This is a genomic window from Allobosea sp. CCNWLY174 (assembly GCF_037120455.1).
GTDB lineage: Bacteria > Pseudomonadota > Alphaproteobacteria > Rhizobiales > Beijerinckiaceae > Allobosea > Allobosea lupini.
The window spans coordinates 1-25,646 of sequence record NZ_JBBBBQ010000016.1 but is presented as its reverse complement, the minus strand read 5'-3'; the positions used below and the strand labels follow the sequence as shown (position 1 = coordinate 25,646).

Annotated in this window: 20 protein-coding genes and 1 pseudogene; 7 read left to right on the top strand and 14 right to left on the bottom strand. The window is 66.2% G+C overall.

The window, feature by feature from the left end; all coding sequences use genetic code 11:
• Positions 1 to 114 precede the first annotated feature (114 nt).
• The 3 genes from V7S63_RS27605 to V7S63_RS27595 all read right to left on the bottom strand — a co-directional run bounded on the left by V7S63_RS27605 (position 115) and on the right by V7S63_RS27595 (position 4,394).
• A complete protein-coding gene (locus tag V7S63_RS27605; RefSeq protein WP_336532678.1) occupies positions 115 to 1,605 on the bottom strand; it encodes a carboxylesterase/lipase family protein in 1,491 nt (496 codons plus the stop codon).
• A gap of 107 nt (positions 1,606 to 1,712) precedes the next feature.
• Positions 1,713 to 3,278 carry an ABC transporter substrate-binding protein gene (locus V7S63_RS27600; protein ID WP_336532677.1) on the bottom strand — a complete coding sequence of 522 codons (1,566 nt, stop codon included), beginning with the start codon at positions 3,276 to 3,278 and terminating at the stop codon, positions 1,713 to 1,715.
• A 12-nt stretch (positions 3,279 to 3,290) separates the two neighbouring features.
• The gene (locus V7S63_RS27595) at positions 3,291 to 4,394 is read right to left on the bottom strand and encodes an ROK family protein (RefSeq protein WP_336532676.1); all 1,104 of its coding nucleotides are present in this window, start codon (positions 4,392 to 4,394) and stop codon (positions 3,291 to 3,293) included.
• A 606-nt stretch (positions 4,395 to 5,000) separates the two neighbouring features.
• Here V7S63_RS27595 and V7S63_RS27590 point away from each other — a divergent pair.
• The 6 genes from V7S63_RS27590 (at position 5,001) to V7S63_RS27565 (ending at position 12,959) form a co-directional block, all read left to right on the top strand.
• Positions 5,001 to 5,981 carry a LysR family transcriptional regulator gene (locus V7S63_RS27590; protein WP_336532675.1) on the top strand — a complete coding sequence of 327 codons (981 nt, stop codon included), beginning with the start codon at positions 5,001 to 5,003 and terminating at the stop codon, positions 5,979 to 5,981.
• A 145-nt stretch (positions 5,982 to 6,126) separates the two neighbouring features.
• On the top strand, positions 6,127 to 7,191 hold the full coding sequence (locus tag V7S63_RS27585) for a TRAP transporter substrate-binding protein (protein WP_336532674.1): 1,065 nt from the start codon (positions 6,127 to 6,129) through the stop codon (positions 7,189 to 7,191).
• 5 nt (positions 7,192 to 7,196) lie between these two features.
• On the top strand, positions 7,197 to 7,826 hold the full coding sequence (locus V7S63_RS27580) for a TRAP transporter small permease subunit (RefSeq protein WP_336532703.1): 630 nt from the start codon (positions 7,197 to 7,199) through the stop codon (positions 7,824 to 7,826).
• A complete protein-coding gene (locus V7S63_RS27575) occupies positions 7,823 to 9,181 on the top strand; it encodes a TRAP transporter large permease (RefSeq protein WP_336532673.1) in 1,359 nt (452 codons plus the stop codon). Before V7S63_RS27580 ends, V7S63_RS27575 begins: the two co-directional genes overlap by 4 nt.
• 52 nt (positions 9,182 to 9,233) lie before the next feature.
• On the top strand, positions 9,234 to 11,285 hold the full coding sequence (locus tag V7S63_RS27570) for a hydantoinase/oxoprolinase family protein (RefSeq protein ID WP_336532672.1): 2,052 nt from the start codon (positions 9,234 to 9,236) through the stop codon (positions 11,283 to 11,285).
• 12 nt (positions 11,286 to 11,297) lie between these two features.
• Complete coding sequence (locus tag V7S63_RS27565; protein WP_336532671.1) at positions 11,298 to 12,959, top strand: hydantoinase B/oxoprolinase family protein; 1,662 nt, start codon at positions 11,298 to 11,300, stop codon at positions 12,957 to 12,959.
• A 267-nt stretch (positions 12,960 to 13,226) separates the two neighbouring features.
• Here the strand turns inward: V7S63_RS27565 and V7S63_RS27560 are convergent, their stop codons facing one another.
• The 10 genes and pseudogenes from V7S63_RS27560 to V7S63_RS27515 all read right to left on the bottom strand — a co-directional run bounded on the left by V7S63_RS27560 (position 13,227) and on the right by V7S63_RS27515 (position 23,173).
• Positions 13,227 to 14,537 (bottom strand): amidohydrolase family protein, encoded by a 1,311-nt coding sequence (locus V7S63_RS27560; RefSeq protein WP_336532670.1) that lies wholly within the window; start codon positions 14,535 to 14,537, stop codon positions 13,227 to 13,229.
• Positions 14,538 to 14,561: 24 nt separating this feature from the next.
• Positions 14,562 to 15,506 (bottom strand): ABC transporter permease, encoded by a 945-nt coding sequence (locus V7S63_RS27555; RefSeq protein WP_336532669.1) that lies wholly within the window; start codon positions 15,504 to 15,506, stop codon positions 14,562 to 14,564.
• A complete protein-coding gene (locus V7S63_RS27550; protein ID WP_336532668.1) occupies positions 15,503 to 16,564 on the bottom strand; it encodes an ABC transporter permease in 1,062 nt (353 codons plus the stop codon). Before V7S63_RS27550 ends, V7S63_RS27555 begins: the two co-directional genes overlap by 4 nt.
• Positions 16,561 to 18,114, bottom strand: coding sequence for an ABC transporter ATP-binding protein (locus V7S63_RS27545; protein WP_336532667.1), 1,554 nt, complete (start codon positions 18,112 to 18,114; stop codon positions 16,561 to 16,563). Before V7S63_RS27545 ends, V7S63_RS27550 begins: the two co-directional genes overlap by 4 nt.
• Positions 18,111 to 19,109, bottom strand: a complete 999-nt coding sequence (locus V7S63_RS27540; protein ID WP_336532666.1) for a BMP family protein — start codon at positions 19,107 to 19,109, stop codon at positions 18,111 to 18,113. The genes V7S63_RS27545 and V7S63_RS27540 overlap by 4 nt, the downstream gene beginning before the upstream one ends.
• Positions 19,110 to 19,252: 143 nt before the next feature.
• Positions 19,253 to 19,481: pseudogene (locus V7S63_RS27535) on the bottom strand (DUF1348 family protein); the annotation flags it as partial.
• Positions 19,482 to 19,485: 4 nt separating this feature from the next.
• Positions 19,486 to 19,974, bottom strand: coding sequence for a cyanase (cynS, locus tag V7S63_RS27530; RefSeq protein WP_091836888.1), 489 nt, complete (start codon positions 19,972 to 19,974; stop codon positions 19,486 to 19,488).
• Between the two features lie 48 nt (positions 19,975 to 20,022).
• The gene (locus V7S63_RS27525; protein ID WP_336532665.1) at positions 20,023 to 20,922 is read right to left on the bottom strand and encodes an ABC transporter ATP-binding protein; all 900 of its coding nucleotides are present in this window, start codon (positions 20,920 to 20,922) and stop codon (positions 20,023 to 20,025) included.
• A gap of 8 nt (positions 20,923 to 20,930) precedes the next feature.
• A complete protein-coding gene (gene ntrB / locus V7S63_RS27520; protein ID WP_091836883.1) occupies positions 20,931 to 21,773 on the bottom strand; it encodes a nitrate ABC transporter permease in 843 nt (280 codons plus the stop codon).
• A 23-nt stretch (positions 21,774 to 21,796) separates the two neighbouring features.
• Positions 21,797 to 23,173 carry a CmpA/NrtA family ABC transporter substrate-binding protein gene (locus V7S63_RS27515; RefSeq protein WP_100962363.1) on the bottom strand — a complete coding sequence of 459 codons (1,377 nt, stop codon included), beginning with the start codon at positions 23,171 to 23,173 and terminating at the stop codon, positions 21,797 to 21,799.
• Between the two features lie 183 nt (positions 23,174 to 23,356).
• Here V7S63_RS27515 and V7S63_RS27510 point away from each other — a divergent pair, with 183 nt between their 5' ends.
• Positions 23,357 to 25,225, top strand: a complete 1,869-nt coding sequence (locus tag V7S63_RS27510) for a sigma 54-interacting transcriptional regulator (RefSeq protein ID WP_100962241.1) — start codon at positions 23,357 to 23,359, stop codon at positions 25,223 to 25,225.
• Positions 25,226 to 25,383: 158 nt separating this feature from the next.
• On the opposite strand, the gene V7S63_RS27505 is transcribed toward V7S63_RS27510, so the two are convergent.
• Positions 25,384 to 25,646 (bottom strand): alpha/beta fold hydrolase (locus V7S63_RS27505; RefSeq protein ID WP_442896530.1); only part of this gene is annotated, 263 nt, incomplete at its 5' end.

The window sequence follows — 25,646 nt, the reverse complement described above, 5'->3', positions numbered from 1 at the left end:
AAGACTGCGAGCTTTTTCGTTCTCTCTTGGATGGCCCGATCCCGCCATTAACGAAAGTTGGGACCTTGCTTGAAGGCTGACGTTCCGGATTTGAAGGAGCGGGGAGACCGGTCGCTAACGATGGAACAAGCCATCGAAGATGCGGCGCAGGTCGTTTGACGGGTCCATTTGAAGCTGCGCGCTGCCGCCAAGGCCGAAAACCTGCGTCGCTCGCCTCTCGGCATCGTATTGCGTCCAGGGAGCGGATCCGGTCCGGACGAAGGTCGCTACGGCGTCGTGCATATTGCTGCCGCCGAGTGCGGTTGGCGTGCCATACGGCCCCGGCTGGTTCCAGATGAGGCCGAGATCGGCGACATGAGGCGCGAGGCCGGCGAAGGGGCCGGCGGCAAGGGGGCGGTCATTGCGGTAGACCCAGCTCGGCCCTCCGGCCGCGGCATGAGCTTCGGCCAGTCGGATCGAGGGCCATTCGTATTCCTCCGCCGTCAGCAGCCGCTGGCGGCGAGTGTCTGCAGGCAGGGCAGGCCAAACGCGCAAGGCACGCGCTTCCGCTTCCGCCATGAGGCTGGGCGACAGATGCGTCAGCTGTCGACCGTCCCAGTCTTGCGGCGCTATCGCGCTTCCGCCCTGGAAGCTGCCGAAAAAGGCGGCCATCTCATCGCGCGCGGTGCCGATCAGCAGCGGGACCGGCTGGCGGGGTAGCAGTCGCTGCGGCGTCTCGGGCAGGAATGCGCCGTCCAGCACGGCCCGAAAAGGCTGCCGCCGCACCTCTTCGCCGCGCAGCTGCGTCTGCAGGGCGATGAGGTCGGCAACCGGCATCGTCAGGAGACGCTGTCCGTCGCCGCCCGCGAGCGCCAGGGCGCGCCCGGCGACGGCGTCCGCATCATCCAGCGCATCGATCGTGTCGCCGCCGCCGGAGCTCGAGAACGCCGCATGGAAAAGGCCTGTCGCCGACGGCGCAGCCAGAAGCGCGGCGACATTCTTTGCCCCGGCCGACTCGCCGCCGATCGTGACCCGACCGGGATCGCCGCCAAAGGCAGCGATCGCCTGCCGAACCCAGCACAGCGCCGCCACGACGTCGCGCAACGCGTTGTTGCCGCTGCCGCGGAAACGCTCGCCGAAGATGCGCCCGCCTTCGAGAAACCCGAGCAGCCCGAGCCGATGGCCGACCGTAACGCATGTGATGCCGGCACGCGCGAAGGCTGCGCCGTCATAGACCGGGCGGCTGGTGCCGCCGACGATCTGGCTGCCGCCATGGAGCCAGACGAGTACCGGATGAGGTCCGGCTGCCGCCGGCGTCCACACGTTGAGGTACAGACAATCCTCGCTTGCCGGGACCCGCGGCATGGCGTCGGGATCACCGGGATAGAAGCCCGGATCAGCCGGTTGCGGCGCGACCGGCGCAAAACCCAGCGCCTCGCGCGTTCCAGCCCATGGCGGTAGCGGCTGTGGCGGGCGGAAGCGCAGCGCGCCGACCGGCGGGGCGGCGTAGGGAACGCCCTTGAAGCACCGGAGGTCGCCCACGCGCACACCACGCAGCCGCCCAAAAGGCGTGTCCACGATAATGGGCTCGTTGGGCGCCGCGTTGCGGGACGCATTGTGGAACATCAGGTACGGTCTCGAGGATAACGGGTCCGGCTCCGGTCGGAGCGCCCGCGATCGCGTCGGCTACGCGGGCAGAGCCGGGAGCGGCGGCACGCGCAGCCGTCGCTCAGTCACCGGCGTGCGATGTTCCAATAGACGGGCGCCGGGGGCGTGAGCAGCCCGGTCAGGTTCGCCCGATGGGCGCGGATCTGGTACTGCACGCCGATCGGCACATAGGGCACGGTCTCCGCGGCGCGGGCCTGGATCTTCGCTGCAAGCGCCTGCCGTTGCTCCTTGTCGGAAAGGTCGGCGAAGGCTGTGCGCATCGTCTCGATCTCCGCATCGCAGGGCCAGCCGAACCAGGCCTTCTCGCAATTCGAGCGCAGGCCGAGATGGCTTACCGGCTCCATCATATCGAGGCCGCCGGGGCCCGAGATGAAGATGGACCAGCCACCCTTGCCGACCGGCTCTTTGCTGGCCCGACGGGCGACGACCGTTGCCCAGTCCATCGCCTGCAGATCGGTCTTGAAGCCGATGCTCTTCAGCAGTTCGTCGGCGACGGTCGTGAAGGCATGGATGTTCGGGTTCTCGGCAGCATCGAGCAGCACCACCGGCGTTCCGTCATAGCCGGCCTCCCTTAAGAGTGCCTTGGCTTTGGCGAGGTCGAATTTGGGGAATCCGGCCTCGGTGAAATAGGGCGACGAGCAGACATAGAACGAGCGGCATGGTCTGCCGAGGTCTGGATCATCGATGACGGCGGCGAGGAAATCCGCACCGTCCACAGCGTGGAGCAGGGCCTGCCGCAGCTTCGGGTTGTCGAACGGCGGCTGGATCGAGTTGATCCGGATCTGCTGGGCCACGCCGATCTCGTCCTGGCGTGCGAGCACGATCTCCTTCGACTTCTTGGCAAGCGGAATGAGGTCGCCGGACAGCTCCTCGCTGATGTCGATCTCGCCCTTCAGGAGGGCGTTGAGCGCCGTCTGCTGGTCCGGAATGATCAGCCATTCGACGCGGTCGACCTTGGCGACCTTGCCGCCAGAGAATCCGGCGGGCGCCTCGGCGCGGGGGACATAGGCGGGGTTCTTGGTGAAGACCAGTCGCGCGCCTGCCATCCATTCGTCCTTCTTGAAGACGAAGGGTCCGGAGCCGGTGTGGTCGGTGACAGGCTGGTTGGGTGGCGTTGTCGAGGCGATGCGTGCGGGCATGATGAACGGCACCGGAGCGCCAGGCTTGCCGAGAGCATCGAGCACCATTCCCCAAGGCGATGTCAGCGTCAGGCGGAACGTCCTGGCATCCACCGCCTGCCAGGCGGCACCGCGCTGGTTGAGTTGCTGTCCAAGGCTGTCATTGACGCTCCAGCGCTTCAGCGAGGCGATCACGTCGTCCGCCGTCAGGGGCTGGCCGTCGCTGAAGGTGAGCCCGCCGCGAAGCACGAAGGTCCAGACCTTGCCGTCCGCCGACGTCTCCCAGGCCTCGACCATCTGCGGCTTGATCGCCAGTTTGTCGTCGACCGCGAACAGCGTGTCGTAGATCATGTAGCCGAAATTGCGGGCCATCGAATCCGAGCCGAGCATCGGATCCAGAATCTTGACGTCCCCAGACGGCTTGACCTTGAGCAGGCTCTCGGCTTTGACCGGCCCGGCGGCGACGAGCATGGCACCACCCAGAAGCGCTGCCGCAATTGCTCTGATATCCATGATTCCTCCCCTTTATCGTTGGGCTGGGTTGTCTGTGACGATGTCGGCGGCCAGCTCCTCTGCTCGCATCGCACCCCGTTGCAGGTAGGCGTAGGTGGCGAGCGCCAGGCCGGCGGCGGGTTCTCGTCCCAATTCCGCGTTCGAGAAGGCGAGGTTCACCGTCGTCGCCCCGCCGAACAGGCTGGCGTCGATCCCGCCGAGCACCACGCCATGCGCCTGATCGCCGAGCTCGGCCGGCCAGCCGGCCACCACCACGCGCCGGACCGGCGTGAAATTCAGGGCATTGCCAAGCGCGTGCCCCAATCTGACCAGGCGTGTCGCGAGGTCGCCACGGGCGCGCGCCGACAGCTTGAGCCGGCCCGCCTGCCGCCCGCCCATCGACAGCAGATCCTGCTCGCGTAGGCCGATGGCCTGCGCGACGGCCGCCGTCGAGACATAGGCCTCGAGGCAACCCGAATGGCCGCACCGGCAGCGAGGCCCGCGCGGATCAAGCACCATATGGCCGATCTCGCAGGGCGAGACGTCGCCGCTCGCGGCGAAGTCGTCAATCAGAGCCGCGGCAACGCCGTGACCGACGAAGACGTAGAGATAGGGGCCATCGGCAAGGGCGACGCCCAGTTTCAGCTGGTGGGCGACGGCCCTAGTCATGATCGAATTGGCGGCGAGCAGCGCAACGCCCGGCTGTGCCGTCTGGATATCCGCGAGGATGTTCGCCGGATCAATGGCGATGATCGGGTTGATCCGGAGATCCTCGTGATAGCCCGGGATCGATACCGCAATCTGGCGAAGCTGAATCCCAGCCCGATGAACATAGTCAGTGAGTTGGAGCAGGGCGCGGCGATAGGTAGCCCTGACGGTTTCGAGGTCGGCATCGTCGCGCAGATCCAACCATTCGGAGAAACGGATCTCGCCGGTCAGCGATCCGACGCCGACATGCACCCGGCCGCTGGAGAACTCGACCGCGCCGACATGGCGATCTTTGCTAAGAGTTAGAAATGCGCTCGGCCCGCCTTGGTAGGGCGCTGTAAGTCTTGTCTCCTGGACCAGATTTTCGGCTTTCAGGTCCGCGACGATGCGCGAGATGCTCGCGTCCGTAAGGCCCGTTTTGCTGGACAAAGTCGGACGAAATGAGCCGCCGGTGCACCAGAGATGGCGCAGGATCGCTGATCGCGTCTCCCGCCGACTTCTTGGTGCTCCCACGTCCCCGCCCTCCTATTTTTACTTTATGTAATAATCCTGATCCGAGGCGGCAGGCCTGTCAACACGTCAGACGGGGTCCGCCATCGCCCTGTCAGTTCAGAGCAATCGTTAAAGGCTCGGGAATAGTTTGGTCAGCCGCGCTGGTGGGTCCCGGTTGCACCAAATGCGCCGATGACTCGTCCGGGCAAGTTGCCAGCGTCTACAGGCTTTCCATCTCTGCGTGACCGAGGCGCATCGCCATCGACCGGGCTCGTTCCCTCGGCGCCAGAAGCCGACTCTGGTCGATGGCGAGGACGCAGACATGGCGATGATGGGCTGAACAGCGGTCTTGGCGCTCAGCCAAGTTCAACGGCCCAAGAACCGCAAAGGCCATTGCGGCCGTCTGATTCAGCAGCGGCACGGTTGATGCTTGCCGGATCCTGCATAACGGTGCCGACATATCGCAGATCTCGCTCGTTCCGGCGGCCGCGTTCGTCCGAGGTCTTCGGTGCGCATGACAGTGTTGGGGCGACGGAGCGGCGTTTGAACGATCTGAAATGCCTGGAGACCTTCGTGTGGGTGGCGCGGCTGGGCGGGTTCCGGGCCGCCGCCGCCCAGCTCAACACGACGCAGCCGTCAATCTCCGCCCGCATCGACCAGCTCGAGCAGCATTTTGGCGTGACGCTGTTTGGCCCGCCTCTGAAGCGCAGCACGCTGACCCGCGAAGGCACCGTCCTTCTCGAATACGCCGAGCGCATCCTCGCGACGATGACGGAGGCGCGCACCGTCGTCTCGCGGGCCGATGCGGTGCGCGGCGTGCTGCGGCTCGGCGTGGCCGAGACGCTGGTGCACAGCCTGATGCCGCGGCTGATCGAGGTCATCAACACCAGCTATCCCGACCTCGTGGTCGACATGATCGTCGATACGACGAACGTCCTGACCGAGCATCTGCTGCGCGGGCAGATCGATGTCGGCATGCAGGTTGGCCCTGTCGCCGACCCGCGCGCGGTCAACCAGCGCCTGTGTCACCTGCCGCTCGGCTGGGTTGCGAGCCCGGAGCTGCCGCTGGGCGATGAGCCGCTGACGCTGGCCCGGCTGGCACAGTGGCCAATCATCAGCTTCTCTCATGGCAGCCCGCTGGCGGAGGAGATCAAGCGCGCGCTCGGGGGAGAGGGGCGCGAGCAAGTCCGCCTCTGGGGCAGCGCCTCGCTGACGATCATGACCCGCATGGCCCTCGACGGCATGGGAAGCTGCATCCTACCGCTGGCGCTCGTGCGGGAGGATCTGGCTTGCGGCCGCCTGCGGCGGCTTTCGGTCGAAGGGGTGACGTTACCACCCAACGGCTTCCAGATCTCATATCTGCGAAAATCGAACAATTTCCTCGCGGCGCTGGTCGCGCGCCATGCCTGCCAAATCGGCAGGGTGCTCGAACACGAGGCGCGGCCCGATCAGGAATCCCGATCGGCCCGATCCAAAAACACAATTCGACACCGGGCGCCCGATCGCCTTGAATTTCAGCCCTGAAGGCCGGCGGCCAAAGGCCTGTCGCAGGAAAAGACGTCAGAAGGAGTGTCGAGAAACGATAGAAGCCGTCGATCACGGCGGACGGAGGAAACAGCCGCAACGCGAGGGCCACCAAGGGGAACACGAACAACCGAGGCTCAAAGCGATGATCAAGTGCATTACGGCCGGCACGGCGCTGCTTGCAGCACTGGCCGCATCCGGTGTCGCGTCCGCGCAGGCGCCGATCCCGAAGCAGACCATCTCGGCGGTGACGCAGCCGCTGCCGACCAGCGCCCAGTTCACGCTCGTCGACGTTCCATTTCTCCGCGAGGGCCTGCCGAAAGCGTCCAACGGGCAGATCACCGTCCAGCTCAGCTCCCACAGCGAGCGCAATCTCGGCGGCAACGAGATCGTCCGCCTCGTCCGCTCCGGTCAGGTCGATATCGGCGCCGGCACGCTCTCGACATTGTCGGGCGACGTACCGCTGCTAGACGGCATCGACCTTTCGGGCCTGAGCCCCGACATCGGCATGGCCCGCAAGATCGCCGATGCGATGTTGCCGGTCGCCAACAAGGAACTCGAGCGCTTCAACACCCGCCTCGTCGTCACCTACCCGTTCCCGGCGCAGGTGCTGTTCTGCCGCCAGCCCTTCGCCAGCCTGTCCGATCTCAAGGGCCGCAAGATCCGCACCTTCGGCAACTCGCTGGTCGATCTCGTCCAGACCATCGGCGGCCAGCCGGTCTCGATCGGCTTCCCGGAGGTCTACAGCGCCTTGGAACGCGGTGTCGTCGACTGTGCCGTCACCGGCACGGGTTCGGGCGCGGCAGCGCGCTGGCCGGAAGTGGCGAGCCACATCTCCGACCTGCCGCTCTCCTGGGCGGTCGCCGGCTACATGGTCAACCTCGCCTGGTGGAACAAGCTCGATGCCGGCACCAAGGGCCTGCTGGAGAAGACCTTCGCCGACATGACCGATGCGCTTTGGAAGCTCGGCGACGCCGCGACGCGCGATGGCATCGACTGCAATATCGGGGCAAAGGACGCCTGCAAGATCCACTCGCTCGCCGCCAAGCCGATGACCGAGGCCAAGGCGACCGAGGCTGACAAGGCGCTGGTGCGGCAGATCATGCAGAGCACGGTGCTGCCTGGCTTCGTCAAGCGCTGCGGCGCGCGTTGCGGCACGGTCTACAACGACGTCATCGCCCCGATCTCCAAGGTGGAGTTCAAGCCTTGAGCCCCGTGGCCGGGGCCGACGCCCCGGCTGCGCTGCGGATCGCCCGGACACTGCGCCGGATGATCGAGGGGGCAGCCAGCTGGATGGCCTATGCGGCGGGCTGGAACTACGTGCTCTGCGCGCTCTTCATCACCACCGACATCGTCGGCCGCTCCTTCTTCGGTGTGTCCAGCGCCGCCACCGTCGAGATCAGCGGCTACATGCTCGCCTGCGGCATCTCCTGGTTGCTGGCGCATACGCTGGCGGAGCGGGCGCATATCAGGGTCGACGTGCTGATCAACCGCATGCCGCTGAAGATCCGCGCGTTCCTGCATCTCTTCGCGCTCGTTCTGCTCGGGCTTTTCGCCGCCTTTCTCGCTTGGGCAGGGTGGCAGCTTCTGGATGAATCCGTGATGTTCGACGCCCATGACAACAGCGCCCTGCACATTCCGATGGCATGGCCGCAGGGCATATGGGCTTTCGGGCTCGGCGCCTTCCTGGTGATGATCGCGGCCCTCCTGCTGGAAGCCTTGCTCGGGCTGTTCTGCGGCCGCTATGACGAGATCGCCGCGCTGCTCGGCTCGCGCAGCATCGACGACGAGGCAGAGGAAGCGCTCGAAGCCGTCGCCATGGCGCGCCGGGAGACCGGGGCATGATCGCGGTCGCCTTCCTCCTCGTCATGATGGGCGTCGTGGTCTTCGCGGCCGGAGCCCAGGCGCTCCCCGTCGCGGAAATCCTGGCGCTCGTCGCGATCTTCGCCGTGTTCTTCGGCGCGGGCGTGCATGTCGCGGCCGTGCTCGGCATCCTCGCCTTGCTCACCGGCTTCATGTTCTCGGACAGGCCGTTCTGGGCCTTCGCCGGCCAGACCTTCTGGGGACCGTCCAGCAATTTCGTGCTGATCGCGGTGCCGCTCTTCCTGCTGATGGGCGAAATCCTGCTGCGGGCGGGCCTGTCCGAGCGCCTCTACAAGGCGCTCAACGTCTGGCTGAACCGGATGCCGGGCGGGCTGCTACACACCAACATCGCCTCCTGCGCGCTATTCTCCGCGATCTCCGGCTCGTCGGTCGCCACCGCCGCGACGATGGGATCGGTCGCGCTGCCCTATTTCGAGGGCACGAAATACAACCAGCGCATGGTGCTGGGTTCGCTCGCCGCCGGCGGCGCCATGGGCAATCTGATTCCGCCGGGCATCACCTTCATCGTCTACGGCCTGATCACCGAGACGTCTGTCGGCGCGCTCTATATCGCAGCGATCATTCCCAGCGTCATCGTCACGGCCTTCTTCATCGCGATCATCGTGGCGCATGGCCTGCGCCATCCGATGGAGAAGCCTCCGCCGGCCCCGTTGATGACCAAGATCAGGGCGCTGTGGGATCTCGTGCCGACGCTCGTCCTGATCGTGCTCGTGCTCGGCTCGATCTATGCCGGCTTCGCCACGCCGACGGAGGCCGCCGCGCTCGGCGTCGTCGGGTCCGCCGTCTTCGCGGTGATCGAGCGTCGCTTCTCCCTCGCCATGCTGCACGCCTCGGCCCTGACGACGGCGCGCAACACGGCGCTGCTCGGCCTCATCATCATGGGCGCCTATCTGCTCAACTATGTGCTGACGCTGATCAACGTGCCGCAGGCGGTCGCCGAGATGATCGCGCATCTGCCGATCCCGCCCTGGGCGATCATGCTCGCGATCATCGGCATGTATTTCGCGCTCGGCACCTTCATGGAAGGCTTCTCCATGATCATCACGACGGTGCCGGTGGTTTTCCCCATCGTCGTCGGGCTCGGCTACGATCCGATCTGGTTCGGCGTGATCGTCACCATGCTGGTCGAGATCGCGCAGATCAGCCCGCCGGACGGCACTGTGATGTATGTCCTCCAGGGCATGCGACCCAAAGGCGGGCCGATCACCGACGTCTTCGCCGGCGTGATGCCCTTCCTGTTCGCCTATCTCCTGGCGGTCGGCGTGCTGCTGCTCTGGCCGGAGACGGCACTGTGGCTGCCGGCCCTGATGCGCTGAGCCCGCGAACTTCATCACATTTCCCACCTTCGAGACGACGACCGGAGCTTTCGTGACTTCCGTTCCTTTCATCCGCATCGGCATCGACATCGGCGGCACCTTCACCGATCTCCAGATCCTGAACGAAAAGACCCAAGGCCTCTCCAGCCTCAAGACCCCGACCACGCCCGAGGATCCCTCGATCGGCCTGCTGACGGGCCTGCGCGAGGCCGGGGAGCGCTACGGTTTCGCGCTGGCCGATATCCGGATCCTCCTGCACGGCACCACGATCGCGACCAATGCGGTGCTGGAGCGCAAGCTGGCGAAGGGCGTTCTGCTGACCACGGCCGGTTTCGAGGACGTGCTGGAGATCGGCCGACACAATCGCCGCGACATCTACAGCGCCCGGCAGAAGCGGCAGGCTCCGCTGGTCGGCCGCGAACGGCGCTTCGGCGTCGTCGAGCGCATGCGCGCCGATGGCAGCGTCGAGACGCCGCTCGATGTTGCGGCGCTGGAGCCGCTGGCGGAGAAGATCGCGGCAGCCGCCCCCGGTGCTATCGCCGTTTCGCTGCTCAACGCCTATCGCAGCGACCGGCACGAGAAGGCGCTGGCCGAATGGCTGGGCCAGCGCTTTCCCGACATCCCGATCTCGCTCTCATCCGATATCAGCCCCGAGATCCGCGAATTCGAGCGGACCTCGACAACCGTTCTCAACGCCCTGCTGCTGCCCGCGGTCGGCACCTATCTCGACCGGTTGAGGACGCGCCTGGCCGAGGCCGGCGTCGCCGCGCGATTGCTGCTCGTCCAGTCCAATGGCGGCGTCTGCAGCGCCGAGGTGGCGAAGCGCCAGCCGGCGCGGCTACTGCTCTCCGGTCCGTCGGGCGGAGCGCTCGCGACTCTGCGCATGGCGCAGGCGCTGGCGCGGCCGAACCTGCTCGGCGTCGACATGGGCGGCACCAGCTTCGACGTCTGCGTGGTGCGCGAGGGAACAGTCACGCAGATGACCCAGGGCGAGATCGACGAACTGCCGGTGCGCCTGCCGATGATCGAGATCCGCACCATTGGCTCGGGCGGCGGTTCGATCGCCTCGATCGACGAGGCCCGGCGCCTGCGCGTCGGCCCGCGCAGCGCCGGCTCGCGGCCGGGGCCGGTCTGCTACGGGCGCGGCGGCACCGAGCCGACCGTCACCGACGCCAATCTGGTCATGGGCCGGCTCGACCCGCGCTATTTTCTCGGCGGCGCGATGAAGCTCGATCTCGACGCCTCGCGCGCGGCCATCCTCGGAAAAGTCGGCGCGCCGCTGGGTTTGTCCATGGAAGCAGCGGTCGACGGCATGATGACCGTGACCAATACGAGCCTCGCCGCCGCCGCGCGCTTGAGCCTGTTCGAGAAGGGCCTCGACCCGCGCGACTTCAGCCTCGTCTCCTTCGGCGGGGCGGGCGGACTTCACGCCATCCCCGTCGCGGAGGAACTCGGCGTGTCGGAGGTGATCTTCCCTGCCGACGCCTCGACCTTCTCGGCCTACGGCATCCTGCATTCCGACATCGTCCACGATCTCGCCCGCAGCAGAGTGATGCCGACGACCGATGCCAACCTGCCGCATGTCAGGACGATGCTCGCGGAGCTGATGGCGCAGGGCGCTGCGCTGCTGGACGAGGACGGCGTGCCGGCTTCCAGCCGGCGCTACCTCGTCTCGGCCGATTTGCGCTATCGCGGCCAAGCCTCGGAGCTGGTGGTGCCCTGGACCGAGGCGAGCGCGACGCCGGAGGCGCTTGCCCGCGTCGTGGCCGATTTCCACGCCGGCCACGCCCAGCGCTTCTCCTATTCCGATCCGAAGGCGGCGGTGGAGTTGGTGGCGCTGCGGCTCGCGGCGGTCGGCGTGCTGTCGACCGGCACCGCGACGGCCGCGGCGACGTCGGCCGGTGGCAAGAGCGAGCCGATGGAATCGCGGCCCGTCCTGCTCGACGGCGCCTTCGCGGAGGTGCCGGTCTATCGGCGCCCGGCGCTCGCCGGCGAGATCGCCGGGCCGGCGCTCGTCGAGGAGGAATACACCACGATCCTGCTCACCGCAGGCTGGGCCTGCGCGCCCGGCCCGATGGGCGCGCTGATCGCCCGCAAGATTTGAGCGAGACGAACCATGACCGCCATGACAAGAACCGCAGCAGCGAAGACCGATCTCGGCCCCGTCACGCTCGAAGTGCTACGCAACGCCTTCACAGCCACCGCCAATGAGATGGACGTCACGGTCTGGCGCACCAGCCGCTCGACTATCGTGCGCGAGATGCTCGACTATTCCACCGCCGTTTTCGACCGGGACGGCTACAATGTCGCGCAGTCGGCCCGCATTCCGGGGCACCTCAACTCGATGAGCGCTGGCCTGATCACCATCGTCCGTGACTTCCTGCCGCTCGACCAATGGCAGGAGGGCGACGTCGTCATCACCAACGACCCCTATTGCGGCGGTCAGCACATCCCCGACATCCTCGCCTACCGACCCGTCTATGCCGAGGGGCGGCGCATCGCGATCGTCGGCACGCTCTGCCACCATCTCGACATGGGCGGCATGGCGGCAGGCTCCTATGCCGCGAGTGCCACCGAAATTTTCCAGGAGGGCCTGCGCATCCCGCCGCTGAAGCTCTTGCGCGGCGGCGTGATGAACGACGACGTCCTGGCGATGATGCTGCAGAACGTGCGCCGGCCCGACATGCTGCTGGGCGATCTGCAGGCACAGCTCGCCTCGCTCGCCGTCGGCCACGGCACGATGCAGCGTCTCGCGACGCGTTTCGGCGCCGATACCATCGTCGAGGCCTGCACGCGGCTGCTCGACGGCTCCGAGCGGGCGATGCGCGCGATGATCGGGCGGATTCCCGACGGGTGCTATTCCTTCGAGGATTTCCTCGACGACGACGGCATCCTGCCCGATCCGATCCGCATCCATGCGCAAATCGAGGTCAAGGGCGAGGAGATGGTCGTCGACCTCTCCGGCTGCGGCAAGCAGGCGTCGGGGCCGATCAACGCCACCGTCGCCTCTTCCGGCTCGGCGGTCTACTATGCGGTGATGGCGATCGCCGACAAGGAGATCCCTGCCAATGCCGGCTGCTACCGGCCGGTCTCGCTGATCGTGCCGGAAGGGCTGATCGTCAATCCGCGTCATCCCGCTCCGGTGGCGAACCGGGTCGCGGTCGGGCACCGGCTCGCCACCACCATGTTCGGCGCACTGCATCAGGCGGTGCCCGGGCGCGTGCCGGCGGCCTACTACGGCGTCTCCTATGTCTGCTCCTTCCAGACCATCGGCGAGCAGGGCGAGCGCGGCGTACTTGTCGAGATCGAGATCGGCGGCACCGGCGCCTACGACGACCAGGACGGGCTCAACGCCTATTCCTACGGCATGCACAACAACGCCTCGATCCCGATCGAGATGATCGAGGCTGACGTGCCTTTGACGATCACCGCTTACGGTCTGATCGACGGCTCGGGCGGCGCTGGACGCCAGCGCGGTGGGCTCGGCCTGTTCCGCGAATGGCGCGTCGACAGTCCTGCGGCGGTGTTTACCGCCAATCTGGAACGCTTCAAGTTCAAGCCCTATGGGCTGGAAGGCGGCGAGCCCGGCCGCGAGGGACATCTCTACCTCATCCGCGACGGCGAGCGGCAGGCGCTCGGCTCCAAGATCAACAATCTGCCGCTGGTGAAGGGCGACATCATCCGGCTGGAAACCTCCGGCGGTGGCGGCTATGGCGCGGTGGAGGAGCGAATGCCGTCAGCGGTAGACCATGACCGGCTCTGTCGCTACGCCTGCTGATCGCGAGTATCGAGCGCGAACGTCTCGGCGATTCTCCGGTGAGTTCTGGCTCGTATTTCATGCGGAAGGTCCGGCTCTCCTAAGGCGCTTGCCTCTTGGTCGGCCTGGCTTCATCCACTTCGCGCCATGTGTGGACGGCTCTCCGTTGGCAAGGGTTCAGTTGGATTGCGGCAATGCTGGTCGGTCCGGCAATGTGTTCGACCTGTCGATGTGGCACATCCGGTCGCAGTGCCGTTCCGCGCCTTCGGTCGCGCACGGCAATGGGGCTCACGCCACAGCTCCACCCTTCGGGGGACGCGGCGCGTAGTGGGCTGCCGCTACACTGCTCGGCCGGCCCGCGATTTCGAGCATGCTCTCGCGTGGCCTGGCCTTCGCGATCACTCGCCCGCCCTTGAGGACTGCGAGCCGTGGTGGTCGCAGGCGAATGGCCTCGATCGGATCGCGCGCATCGAGCACCACGAGATCGGCCGGCTTGCCGACGGCGATACCGTAATCCGCCAACCCCATCGCGGCGGCGGCATTGACCGTTACCGCGTCGAAGCATTGCTTCATCGCGGCCAGTGAGGTCATCTGCCCGACATGCACCGCCATATGGGCGGCATCGAGCGGGTCGGCCGCGCCGAGGGAGTACCAGGGGTCCATCACGCAATCCATGCCGAAGGCGACGTTGACGCCGGCCGCCATCAATTCGGGTACGCGTGTGAGGCCTCGGCGTTTGGGGTAGGTGTCGTGCCGGCCCTGAATGCAGATGTTGATAAGCGGGTTGGCGATGGCGTGAAGCTTCGCCTCTGCGATCAGCGGGATGAGTTTCGAGACGTAGTAGTTGTCCATCGAGTGCATCGAGGTCAGGTGCGAGCCGGCGACGCGACCCTGCAAGCCATGGCGCAACGTCTCCTGCACAAGCGTCTCGACATGGCGCGACATCGGATCGTCAGTCTCATCGCAATGCATGTCGACAGGCAGGCCGCGCTCGGCCGCGATGCGGCAAAGCTGGCGCACGGATTCTGCGCCATCGGCCATGCTGCGCTCGAAATGCGGGATGCCGCCGACGATGTCGACGCCGAGATCGAGCGCGCGCTTCAAATTGTCGACGGCGCCGGGGCTGCGCAGATAGCCATCCTGCGGGAAGGCGACGAGCTGCAGCGTGATATAGGGCGCTATGCGCTTCTTCACCTCCAGCAACGCCTCGACGGCCAGCAGCCGATCGTCGCAGATGTCGACATGGCTGCGGATGGCCAGCAGCCCCTGCGACGCTGCGAGGTCGCAATAGCGCAAGGCACGCTCGATCACGGCTTCATGGGTCAGCAGCGGTTTGAGCTCGCCCCACAGCGCGATGCCTTCCAGCAACGTGCCCGAGCGGTTCAGCCGCGGCAGGCCGAGCGAAAGCGTCGCATCCATATGGAAATGCGGGTCGACGAAGGGTGGGCTGACCAGCCGGTCGGTCGCATCGATGGTCTCGCGTGCCTCTATCGTGATGCGCTGCGCGATCTCTACGATAGTCCCATCCGCAATGGCGATGTCGACCGGTGCACCGCCCTCGGGAAGATTGGCCTGGCGAATGAGCAAATCGGGTTGCATGGCAGGTCGTCGCTCGCGAAAGGATCAGCGTTCGCCCTTGATGTAGGGCTTCATCAGGGCGCGCGGATAGTCAGCCTTGCGTGCGACCAGGATCAAGGCCGCGATCGAGAGCAGATAGGGAAGCATCAGGAAGAGCTGGCTCGGCACCACGCCGCCGGCGAGCGTCTGGAGCCTGAGCTGATAGGCGTCGAAGGCGCCAAAGAGCAGCGCGCCGAGCAGCGCCTTGCCCGGCCGCCAGGAAGCGAAGACGGTGAGGGCGATGCAGACCCAGCCGCGCCCGTTGATCATGCCGAAGAAGAAGGCGTTGAACGCCGACATGGTCAGGAAGGCGCCGCCGATCGCCATCAGCGCCGAGCCGGCAGCCAGCGCGCCCATCCGCAGCCCGGCGACGGAAAGCCCTTGTGCGTCGACCGAAGCCGGATTGTCGCCGACGGCGCGGATCGCGAGACCGAGCGGCGTCTTCGCCAGCACGAAGGCGGTGAGGCCGACGGCCGCGAAGGCGAGCCATGTCAGCGCCGTCTGCTGCGACAGGGCAGGGCCGAGGATCGGCACGGAGTCGAGGAAGCCGAGGCCGAGCGGCTGGAAGGGTTCGATGCGCGGCGGCGTCGTCACGGCGGGAAAGGCGACGCGGTAGCCGAAATAAGCGGCGCTCGTCGCGAACAGCGTGATGCCGATGCCGGCGACATGCTGGGAGAGGCCGAGGACCACGGTCAGGCAGCCATGCAGCAGGCCGAGGCACGCCCCCGCCATCGCCGCCACAGTGACGCCGAGCCAAAGCGGCAGGCCAAGATAGACCGAAAGCCAGCCCGCCATGGCCCCGGCGACGAAGATGCCCTCGATGCCGAGATTGAGCACGCCCGCCCGCTCGCAGATCAGCGCGCCGAGCACGCCGAAGATCAGCGGCGTCGCGATCCGGATCGCCGCCGCCCAGAAATTGGCCTGCAGCAGAATCTCGAATGCCTCGCTCATGCCGTCTCCACCCGGCGCAGCCGATAGCGCAGGAACAGCGAGCCGACGAGGACGCAGAGCAGCGAGAGCGCCACGACCAGATCGGCGAAATAGTTGGAGACGCCGAGGCTGCGGCTCATCGTGTCGGCGCCGACGAAGATGCCGGCGATGAATATCGCGGCCGGGACCACGGCCAGCGGCTCCAGCGCCGCCAGCATGGCGACGACGATGCCGGCATAGCCGAAGCCGGGCGAGAGGTCGCTGGTCAGATAGCCCTTCAGCCCCGCCACCTCGCCGGCCCCGGCGAGGCCTGCGAGCGCGCCGGAGATGAAGCCGGTCTTGACCAGCGTCGCCGCGACCGGGATGCCGGCGAAGCCGGCGGCGCTGGCATTGCCGCCGACCGCCCGCATCTCGAAACCCAGCACCGTCGCACGCTGCAGGAAGGCGACGAGCAGGGCCGCGACGAGCGCGATGATCAGCCCGGCATGCAGCCGCATCTGCGCGACCAGCTTTGGCAGGGCCGCCTCGTCGACGATAGGCGCCGACTGCGGCCAGCCCATGCCCATCGGATCCTTGAGTGGTCCTTCCAGCATCATCTGCACGAAGAGCAGCACAACGAAGTTGAGGAGAAGGGTCGTTACCACCTCGTCGACCGAGAGCTTCGCCTTCAGCAGCGCCGGCCCGAGCATCAGGAGCCCGCCCGCCAGCGCTCCGGCCAGGCAGACCAGCGGCAGCATCAGCCAGGGCGGCCCTTCAATCGCCCCGGAACCGATGGCGACGGCCGCGAGCGCTCCGGCATAGAGCTGCCCCTCCGCGCCGATATTCCAGAGCCGCGAGCGAAAGGCGATGGCTGCGGCGAGCCCGGTGAGGATCAGCGGCGTCGCCCGCGTCAATGTCTCCGTGAGCGCGAAGACCGAACCTGCGGCGCCAGCGAGCAGCAGGCCGATGGCACGGGAGGCCGGGGTGCCGGTCAGCGCCAGGATGACGAGCGACAGCAGCAGCGCGGACAGCGCCGAGGCAATTGGGATCGCGATCCTGAGCAGCAGGGAAGGCTGCGCGCGCGGCTCGAAGCGGATCATGCCGCGGCTCCGAAGGCGGAGAAGGCTTCGCCTGCCATGGCGAGCCCGATCTCGGCCGCGCTCAGCCGCTCGGCGTCGGCTGTGGGCGTCAGCCGTCCGCCATGGATCACCGCAATGCGATGGCTCAGCGCGAAAAGCTCGTCGAGATCCTCCGAAATCAGCAGCACGGCCGCACCGGCCTCCGCCGCCTCGCGCAGCCGGCGATGGACGCTGACCGTCGCGCCGATATCCAGGCCGCGCGTCGGCTGGTTGGCGAGGATGAGGCGGGGTGCGCCCGCCAGCACCCGCGCCAGCAGCAGCTTCTGGATATTGCCGCCCGAGAGCAGCCGAAGCGGGGCATCCGGGCCGGGGCAGCGGATGTCGTAGGAGGCGATGGCGTCCTGCGCCGCCGCGCGGATCGCCTTCGGCCGCAACAGGCCGAGATGGCTGAACGGCAGTTCGCCGCGCCGCTCGATCACGAGATTCTCCGCGACCGTCATGTCGCCGACCATGCCGTCGCGATGGCGGTCTTCGGCGAGCCGCCCGACGCCGTCGCGCCGCCGCTCGGCCGGGCTAGCACCGCCCTGCCGGCCCAAGACCGTCATGATGCCGCTGTCGGGTCCGAGCAGGCCCGCGACCAGCCCGGCAAGGCTCGACTGACCGTTGCCGGACACGCCGGCGATGCCGACGATCTCACCCTGTCGCAAGATCAGTGTGGCCTCGATCAGCCGCGTGCGGCCGGAGCCCGCCGAGACGCGCTGGAGCTCCAGTGCGGCCGGGCCGAGTTGGGCGGGCGCCGGGCGCTCGACCTCGACCTCTTCGCCGACCATCAGCTGTGCGATCAGGGCCCGATCGGCGCCCACGGTCGGCCGGTCGGCGACCTTGCGGCCGGCGCGCAGCACGACGAGCCGCTGCGACAGTGCCAGCACCTCGTCGAGCTTGTGGCTGATGAACACGATGCCCAGCCCGTCGGCAGCCAAGGCCCGCAGCGCCGCGAAGAGACCTTCTGCCTCCTGCGGGGTCAGCACGGCCGTGGGCTCGTCGAGCACGAGGATGCGGGTGCGGCGCGAGAGCGCCTTGAGGATTTCGATGCGCTGGCGTTCGCCGACGCCGAGCTCCGCGACGCGAAGGTCGAGCCGCACGACAAGTCCCGTGCGCGCCATCAGGGCCTCGACGGTGCGGCGCATGGCGCGCCGCCCGCGCGCCAGCCCAAACAGCGGTTCGAGCCCGAGCACGATGTTCTCGAACCCGGTCAGGTTCTCGGCCAGGGTGAAATGCTGGTGCACCATGCCGATGCCGGCGTTGAGCGCCGCCAGCGGCGAGCCCTGCGGCAGCGGCCGCAGCTCGCCTTCGGGGGAAGCGACCGAGACCTCCCCCTGGTCGGCCAGATAATGGCCCAAGAGGATGTTCATCAGCGTGGTCTTGCCCGCGCCGTTCTCGCCGAGCAACGCGACGATCTCGCCGCCGTGCAAAGTGAGATCGACCGCGTCGTTCGCCGTCAGCGCGCCGAAGCGCTTGGTGATGCCGCGCAGCGCCAGGACGGGCGCGAAGGCTGGCCCCTCGGCGCTCAAGCGGTCGACTTCGGCTCTGCGTCGTTGACGTTCACGCGGAAGGCGCCGTCGAGAATGTCCTTCTCCTTTGCCTTCACGGCGTCGATGACGTCCTGGGGCACGAGCTTGGGATCGAGCGGGGACAGGCTCGCGCCGCCATGGGCCATGTAACTGTAGACGCCGTAATCGGCAGGCTCGTAGGTGCCGCTGGCGACGTTCTTGATGACCCGGTCGATCGTAGGCTCCATGTGCCAAAGCGCCGAGGCCAGGACCACGCCCGGATACTGGGAGGCCGTGTCGATGACGTTGCCGATCGCCTTGACGCCGCGCTCCTTGGCCGCGTCCGTGACGCCGAAGCGCTCGGCGTAGAGAACGTCCGCCTTCTTGTCGATCATCGCGAAGGCGGCTTCCTTGGCCTTCGGCGGGTCGTACCAGGAGTTGATGAAGGTCACGAGGAACTTCGCCTGCGGATTGACCGAAAGCGCGCCTTCCATGAAGGCGTTCATCAGCCGGTTGACCTCCGGAATGGCATAGCCGCCGACGAGGCCGATGACGTTTGACTTGGTCGCCTTGCCTGCCACCATGCCGGTCAGGAACGAGGGTTCGTGGATGAAGTTGTCGAAGACCGAGAAATTCGGCTTTGAGGGCTGGAACGAGGAGCCCATCAGATAGGCGGCCTTGGGGAAGTCGGTCGCGACCTTGCGCGCCGCGCGCTCTACGCCGAAGACCTCGCCGACGACGAGGTCGGCGCCTTCGGTCGAATATTGGCGCATGACGCGCTCGTAGTCGGTATTGGTGACGTTTTCGGAGAATTTATAGGTGATGTCGCCGCGCTCCTTGGCAGCGTTGAGCGCTTTGTGGATGCGTGAGACCCATTGCTGCTCGACCGGGACCGTATAGATGGCGGCTACGCTCAACGGTCTCTTGCCCTGAGCGAAGCCGCCCTGCGCGAGCGCCGTCGAAGCGAGACCCACACCCAGTCCGAGCGCCCTGCGCCGGTTCACCATCAGCACCATCGATCTCCTCCCCGACAACATGTTCGTCATGAGCTTAGGCTTACGCGGAAGGCTGAGCAAAGGTTGTGCCAGCGCGGTCGACAACCTGACTAGCGGCTCGGTCACGGGACTGTCGACCGGTGATCGCCACGTTACCCCGGCGCCAGTTCCTTCATGAGCCGGTATTCCAGCTGCCGCTCCCATTTGCGCGCCAGGAACGCGACGATGGCCTCGCGCCCTGGGAAGAACTGCGAGCGGTTCCGCCAGATACTGTCCGGCGGATAGGCGAGAGCGACGCGCTCCGGAGAACGCTGGTTCCAAGCGTTCTCCGCCATCCGGACTTTCTGGATGGTGGAGAACGCGTGTGAACGGCGGCAGCGGCGGCCGCGTGATCGGCTCAGGCTTCCTTGAAGCCGTATTCCGGGATGCCCTGCCCGTTGCCGTAGTATTTGTACGGCAGGAACTTGCCCGACATCCCGATCTTGACGCGGTCGCCCTTCGGGTTCGGCTCGCGCTCGAAGGAGATGTTGAAGTCGATGGCCGACATGATGCCGTCGCCGAACTCTTCCTCGATCAGCGCCTTCCAGGCCGGCCCGTTGACCATCACCATCTCGTAGAAGCGATAGATCAGCGGGTCGGTCGGCGGCATCGGCGTGCCCGTGCCGCGATAAGGCACTTCGTTGAGCATGCGCTCTTCCATCTCGGTCAGGCCGAACAGCTCGGCCGCGGCCCTGGCGAGCGGCTTGACCAGCTTCATCTGGCCCAGCAGCGCCCCGACGATCAGCACCTCGGACATCCCGCCGATCTCCGAGGTGATATGCTTCCAGGTCCAGCCCTTCTCGCGCTTGATGTCGAGGATCTTCTCGGTCAGCTCTTCACGTTTCATGGTCTGCATCCTCTCGATAAAGATCGATCTTTGGCGCCTGGGGAGAGCTCAGGCCGCGCGCGAGCCTGAGGGAGCCGTGCTTCCGCTGGCGGCCGGCCGCACCACGGGGGGGTGTCTGCGGTCGTAACCCGCCGGGATCGCGTCCTTGAACGTCTTCGAGCGGAAGACCAGGAAGTCGATCAAGTGGTTGCGGATGGCGTAATAGTCGGGGTGATGATGGATCTCGGTACGCACGCGGTTGCGCGGGAGGGGGTTCTCGACGATCTCGGCCACCATCGCCTGCGGTCCGTTGGTCATCAGCACGATGCGGTCGGCGAGATAGATCGCCTCGTCGACGTCGTGGGTGATCATGAAGGCGGTCTGACCGGTCTCCAGGCAGATGCGCCGGACCTCGTCCTGCAGCGTTCCGCGTGTCAGGGCATCAAGCGCCGAAAAGGGCTCGTCCATCAGCATCATCTTGGGTTCGATCGACAGTGCGCGTGCGATGCCGACGCGCTGCTTCATCCCGCCCGAAAGCTCGGACGGCTTTTTCAGTTCGGACCCCTTGAGGCCGACCTTCTCGATGAAGGCCATCGCATGGGCCTGCACCTTCGCCCTCGGCCAGTCGCGGTGCCGGGCCGCGACTGCATAGGCGACGTTTCCGAGCACGGTGCGCCACGGCAGCAGGGAGTGGCCCTGGAAGATCACGGCGCGATCCAGCGACGGGCCTTCGATCGCCTTGCCGTCGACGATCGCTGCGCCGTCATCGGGCGCATCGAGCCCGTTCAGGATGTTGAGGACCGTGGTCTTGCCGCAGCCGGAGTGGCCGATGACGCAGGCGAACTCGCCCTTTCTCATCGAAAACCAGAGATCTTCGAAGATCGTCGTGGTTCCGCCCCCGCTCTTCGGATAGCGCCGGGAAATGCCCTCGATCGAAATGAATTTGGGGTTGGCCGACAGATCCTGCATGGCGCCGCTCAATCCGGATAGGTGACGGCGCGCTGGAACCGCGCCAGGGTCTGGTCGAGGAGCATGCCCATCACGCCGATGACGAAGATGGCGACGATCACATTGGTGATCGAAAGGTTGTTCCACTCGTTCCAGACGAAGTAGCCGATGCCGGTGCCACCCACGAGCATCTCGGCTGCCACGATGACGAGCCAGGCGATGCCGATCGATATCCGCATGCCGGTCAGGATCGTCGGGGCCGCGGCCGGCAGGATGACGGTGAAGGCGCGCCTGACCGGGCCGACCTCGAGGGTGCGCGCCACGTTCAGCCATTCCTTCCGCACGGCCGATACGCCGAAGGCGGTGTTCAGCAGCATCGGCCAGACCGAGCAGATGAAGATGACGAAGATCGCCGAAATGCCAGAGTCCTTGATCGTGTAGAGCGCCAGCGGCATCCAGGCCAAAGGCGAGATCGGCTTCAGCACCTGGATGAAAGGGTCGAGCGCCTTCGAGATCAGCGGCGACATGCCGATCAGGAAGCCGAGCGGGATCGCCAGCAGAACCGCCAGCGCATAGCCGAGCAGCACCCGTCCGAGCGAATAGGCGAGCTGGATTCCGAGCCCCTTGTCGTTGGGACCCTTGTCGTAGAAGGGGTCCTTCAGATGCCCCCAGATCGTCTTGGCGACATCGAGCGGTCCGGGCATCGCGGACTTGCCCTGCGTGACCTGCTGGCCCATCAGCTTGGCGTATTCCGGATCGATGTTGGACGCTGGCCCGCTCCCGCCCAGCGTGGCGATCTGCCAGGCGGCCAGGAAGACGAGGAGAATCGTCAGCGACAGGACCGAGGCGCGAAGATTGGGGCTGATCGTCATGCTAAGGCTCCGTCGCCAACGCGTCAGCTGCGCTTGATCGGGAAGCTTTTGAGGTAGTCCTCGGGCTTTGCGGCGTCGAAGGTCTTGCCCATCATCACGATGGTCTTCGAACCCGGAGCCGGCGGGGTCAGCCCGACCTCTTGCATCAGCTTGGCGGTATCGGTTGCGAGATAGACCTTGGAGGCGATGCCGGCATAATCGACGTCGCCCTTGATCTGGCCCCAGCGCTTCATCTGCGTCAGCATCCAGACGGCGAAGCTGTCATAGGGAAACGGATCGAAGTCGATGCGGTTGGCGTCGCGCTTCACCTGCCCCAGCCCGTCCGCATAGGTGCCCGTCAGGATCTGTTCCAGCACCGTCACCGGCTGGTTGAGATAGTTCGCCGGCGCGATGGCCTCGGCGATCGACTTCCGGTTCTCCTGCTTCGAGGCGAAGGCGGTCGCGTCGATGATCGCCTTGAGCAGGGCGCGATAGGTGTTGGGCTGGCTGGTGACGAACTCCTGGCTGGCCGCGAAGCCGCAGCAGGGATGGCCGTTCCACAGCTCCTTGGTCAGCAGATGGATGAAGCCCACGCCGTCGAAGACCGCACGCTGGTTGAAGGGGTCCGGCCCCAGGAACCCGTCGATGTTGTCGGCGCGGAGATTGGCGACCATCTCCGGCGGCGGCACGGCGCGGATCTGGACGTCGGTATCGGGGTCGAGCCCATGCTCGGCCAGATAATAGCGCAGCAGGTAGTTGTGCATCGAATAGTCGAAGGGCACCGCGAATTTGAAGCCCTTCCAGCTCTTCGGATCGCGCTTGTCCTTGTGCTTCATCGACAGCGTGATCGCCTGGCCGTTGATGTTCTCGACGGCCGGCATCGTGTACGGGATCGGATTGGATCCCGCGCCCATCGAGATCGCCAGCGGCATCGGCGCCAGCATATGGGCGGCGTCGTATTCCTTGTTGATGGTCTTGTCGCGGATGACGGCCCATCCGGCGGTCTTGATGACCTCGACGTTCAGCCCGTGCTTGGCGTAGAAGCCCATCGGCGAGGCCATGATGATCGGGGTCGCGCAGGTGATCGGAATGAACCCGACCTTGAGGTCCTTCTTTTCGATGCCGCCGGTCTGGGCGAGCGCCTCCGTGGCGAACCCGATCGGAAAGACGGAGGCGATCGCGGCGGCGGCGGTGGAGGCGCCCAGCGTCTTGATGAACAGCCTTCTAGCCTCGTCCTGCGGGAAAACCGCTCTCATCAGCGCGTTCTCGACGACGCGGCGATAGGTCGTCTCTTCCGAAGGCGCGGCGACAGTCTCGGCGCGCATCGCCTGATTGTGAGCCGCCTCGCTGTCATGCCGCCCGCAGGCGCAGCCGCGGACCAGTCGGCGCGTCGCGTCGAAAGCGTCCTTGAACAAAGCCATCTGCATGCCCTCCGGCTGGATTGGATCTTCAGTGTCGATCCAGCAACCTTCGGGCCAACTCCGGCCATGAGGCTCGATGCAATGAAATCAGCGGCTTGCAGCCTGATGAGGTTTGACGATATATCGTGAATTACGAAATATCGTGCGCCTGTGACGAAATTTCGTGAATCCGGAGCGGATAGAGTGGGGCAGAATCCGGTGTTCGATACCTTCCCCGAAGCGCTCCTCCAGATCGATCTCGGCTCCGGGGCGATCCTGGCTGCGAACCGGGGGGCGGCACAGTTGCTGGGGCGGAGCGTTCCATCGCTCTGCACCCTCGGCATATTCGATGTCTTCGTCGACCAGCGGCCGGCGGTCACCGTCTTCAGCGACGCCGTATCGGCGCAGAAGCAGTGGTGGACGCGCGATCTCGTCCCGGCGCATCCATCCGGCCGCCGGTTGGCTGTGGAATGCGCCGGGACGATGCTGGCCCTGACATCTCCGCCGGTGATGCTGCTGACCCTGTTCGACCTGGAGGCGCGCCACAAACGCGACCTCGATGCGGAAGCGGAGGCCTATCAGCGCGGCGGGCTGTCGGAATGGCTGCGCAGCGAGCGCCTGTTTCAAGATATCGAGCGCGGCAACCAGCTGATCCTGCGCGCGGCGGGAGAAGGAATCTTCGGCGTCAGCACCGATGGAAAGACCACTTTCGTCAATCCGGCAGCGGAAAAGATGCTCGGCTGGGATACCGGAGACCTCGTCGGGCGCGACATGCATGCGATGGTGCATCACCACCGCCCGGACGGCAGTCATTACCCCCATGAAGAATGCCCGATCTACGCCGCCTTCCGGGACGGCGCCGTCCACCATGTCGAGAACGAGATGTTCTTTCGCAAGGACGGGTCCGGGTTCTGGGTGGAATACACCTCGACCCCGATCCGCGACCGCGGCCGCCTCGTTGGGGCCGTGATCATTTTCCGCGACGTCAGCGAGCGCCATGCCGCCGACGAGCGGCTGCGCGCCGCCCTGGCCGAGGTGGATACGCTGCGCGAAAGGCTGCAGCATGAAAACGCCTATCTGCAGGAGGAGATGCGCATCGAGCGCAACCATGGCGGCGTCATCGGCCGCTCGGCCGCGATCCGGCGCGTGCTCAGCCAGGTCGAGCTCGTCGCCAAGACGGATGCGGCCGTGCTGATCACGGGCGAATCCGGCACCGGGAAAGAGCTGATCGCCAATGCCATCCACGAGGCGAGCCGACGCAGCGCGAGGCCCCTCATCCGCGTCAATTGTGCCGCGATCCCGCGAGAGCTGTTCGAGAGCGAGTTCTTCGGCCATGCCAAAGGCGCCTTTACCGGCGCCCTGCGGGACCGGGTCGGGCGGTTCGAGCTGGCCGATGGCGGCACGCTGTTCCTGGACGAGGTCGGCGAGATCCCGATCGAACTGCAGGGCAAGTTGCTGCGCATCCTGCAGGAGGGACAGTTCGAACGTGTCGGAGAAGAGCGGACGAGGCGGGTCGATGTCCGCATCATCGCGGCGACCAACAAGGATCTGCGGCGAGAGGTCGATGCCCGTCGTTTCCGAGAGGACCTGTATTTCCGTCTCGACGTCTTTCCGATCGCCTCGACCCCGCTGCGTGACAGGCCGGACGACATCCCGCTCCTGGCCATGCATTTCCTTGAAGGCGCACGACGCAAACTTAAGGTCGAAGGCCTGACGTTGAGCGAGGGAGATGTCGCCCGACTGCTGGCCTATGGCTGGCCCGGCAATGTTCGCGAACTGCAGAATGTCATCGAGCGCGCGACCATTCTGGCACGCAATGGCCGCCTTGTGATCGATCTCCCTTCTTCTAAACCGCGATCGCCCCTGGTTCCAGCCGAAGCCTCCACGAACACCTTGATCATGACCGAGGCCGAGCGTGTGCACCGCGATCGTCAAGCCATCTTGACTGCGTTGAGCATGACGGGTTGGCAGGTTAGCGGAAAGCTCGGGGCTGCCGAGCTTTTGGGGATAAGGCCTACTACACTCGCGTCGAGAATGAAGGCGCTTGGAATTGTCAGAAGGCGTATCGAGTGATGCGACCAGCGTCAATTTGGGCCATTCGCGCCATTCGCCGACTTTGGCGCCCCGTCCGATAGCGCACGCCGACCCCAGCGCTCATGGCGCGGGATTGGCGTCCGAGCCTCCCGAGGCAGTCCCGTCAATCCGCCTCGGACGAGGCACGACTATCGTCCCTAGTCGAGGAAGGCGCGGATCGTGGCCACCGTGGCAGCCGGTTTCTCTGCCATGATCCAGTGGCCGGAATCGGGGATGACGCCTTCGGTCACGTGGCTCGCTGCAGCCCGCATCACCGCCGCCATCGCGGCGCCGAACGACTTCTCGGGACACTCGATTTGCCTGACATGATCGGTAGCACCGCGTGACCTGAGATCCTGATCTTCCTCCAGATTGGAGTAGAGTCCGTCACTCACGGAGACGGACGATGCGCCCCTCACGA

Coding starts and splice junctions, on each gene's coding strand:
- V7S63_RS27605 (WP_336532678.1), bottom strand. CDS start 1,605: ATGTTCCACAATGCGTCCCGCAACGCGGCGCCCAACGAGCCCATTATC.
- V7S63_RS27600 (WP_336532677.1), bottom strand. CDS start 3,278: ATGGATATCAGAGCAATTGCGGCAGCGCTTCTGGGTGGTGCCATGCTC.
- V7S63_RS27585 (WP_336532674.1), top strand. CDS start 6,127: ATGATCAAGTGCATTACGGCCGGCACGGCGCTGCTTGCAGCACTGGCC.
- V7S63_RS27575 (WP_336532673.1), top strand. CDS start 7,823: ATGATCGCGGTCGCCTTCCTCCTCGTCATGATGGGCGTCGTGGTCTTC.
- V7S63_RS27565 (WP_336532671.1), top strand. CDS start 11,298: ATGACCGCCATGACAAGAACCGCAGCAGCGAAGACCGATCTCGGCCCC.
- V7S63_RS27560 (WP_336532670.1), bottom strand. CDS start 14,537: ATGCAACCCGATTTGCTCATTCGCCAGGCCAATCTTCCCGAGGGCGGT.
- V7S63_RS27555 (WP_336532669.1), bottom strand. CDS start 15,506: ATGAGCGAGGCATTCGAGATTCTGCTGCAGGCCAATTTCTGGGCGGCG.
- V7S63_RS27550 (WP_336532668.1), bottom strand. CDS start 16,564: ATGATCCGCTTCGAGCCGCGCGCGCAGCCTTCCCTGCTGCTCAGGATC.
- V7S63_RS27540 (WP_336532666.1), bottom strand. CDS start 19,109: ATGGTGCTGATGGTGAACCGGCGCAGGGCGCTCGGACTGGGTGTGGGT.
- cynS (WP_091836888.1), bottom strand. CDS start 19,974: ATGAAACGTGAAGAGCTGACCGAGAAGATCCTCGACATCAAGCGCGAG.
- V7S63_RS27525 (WP_336532665.1), bottom strand. CDS start 20,922: ATGCAGGATCTGTCGGCCAACCCCAAATTCATTTCGATCGAGGGCATT.
- ntrB (WP_091836883.1), bottom strand. CDS start 21,773: ATGACGATCAGCCCCAATCTTCGCGCCTCGGTCCTGTCGCTGACGATT.
- V7S63_RS27515 (WP_100962363.1), bottom strand. CDS start 23,173: ATGGCTTTGTTCAAGGACGCTTTCGACGCGACGCGCCGACTGGTCCGC.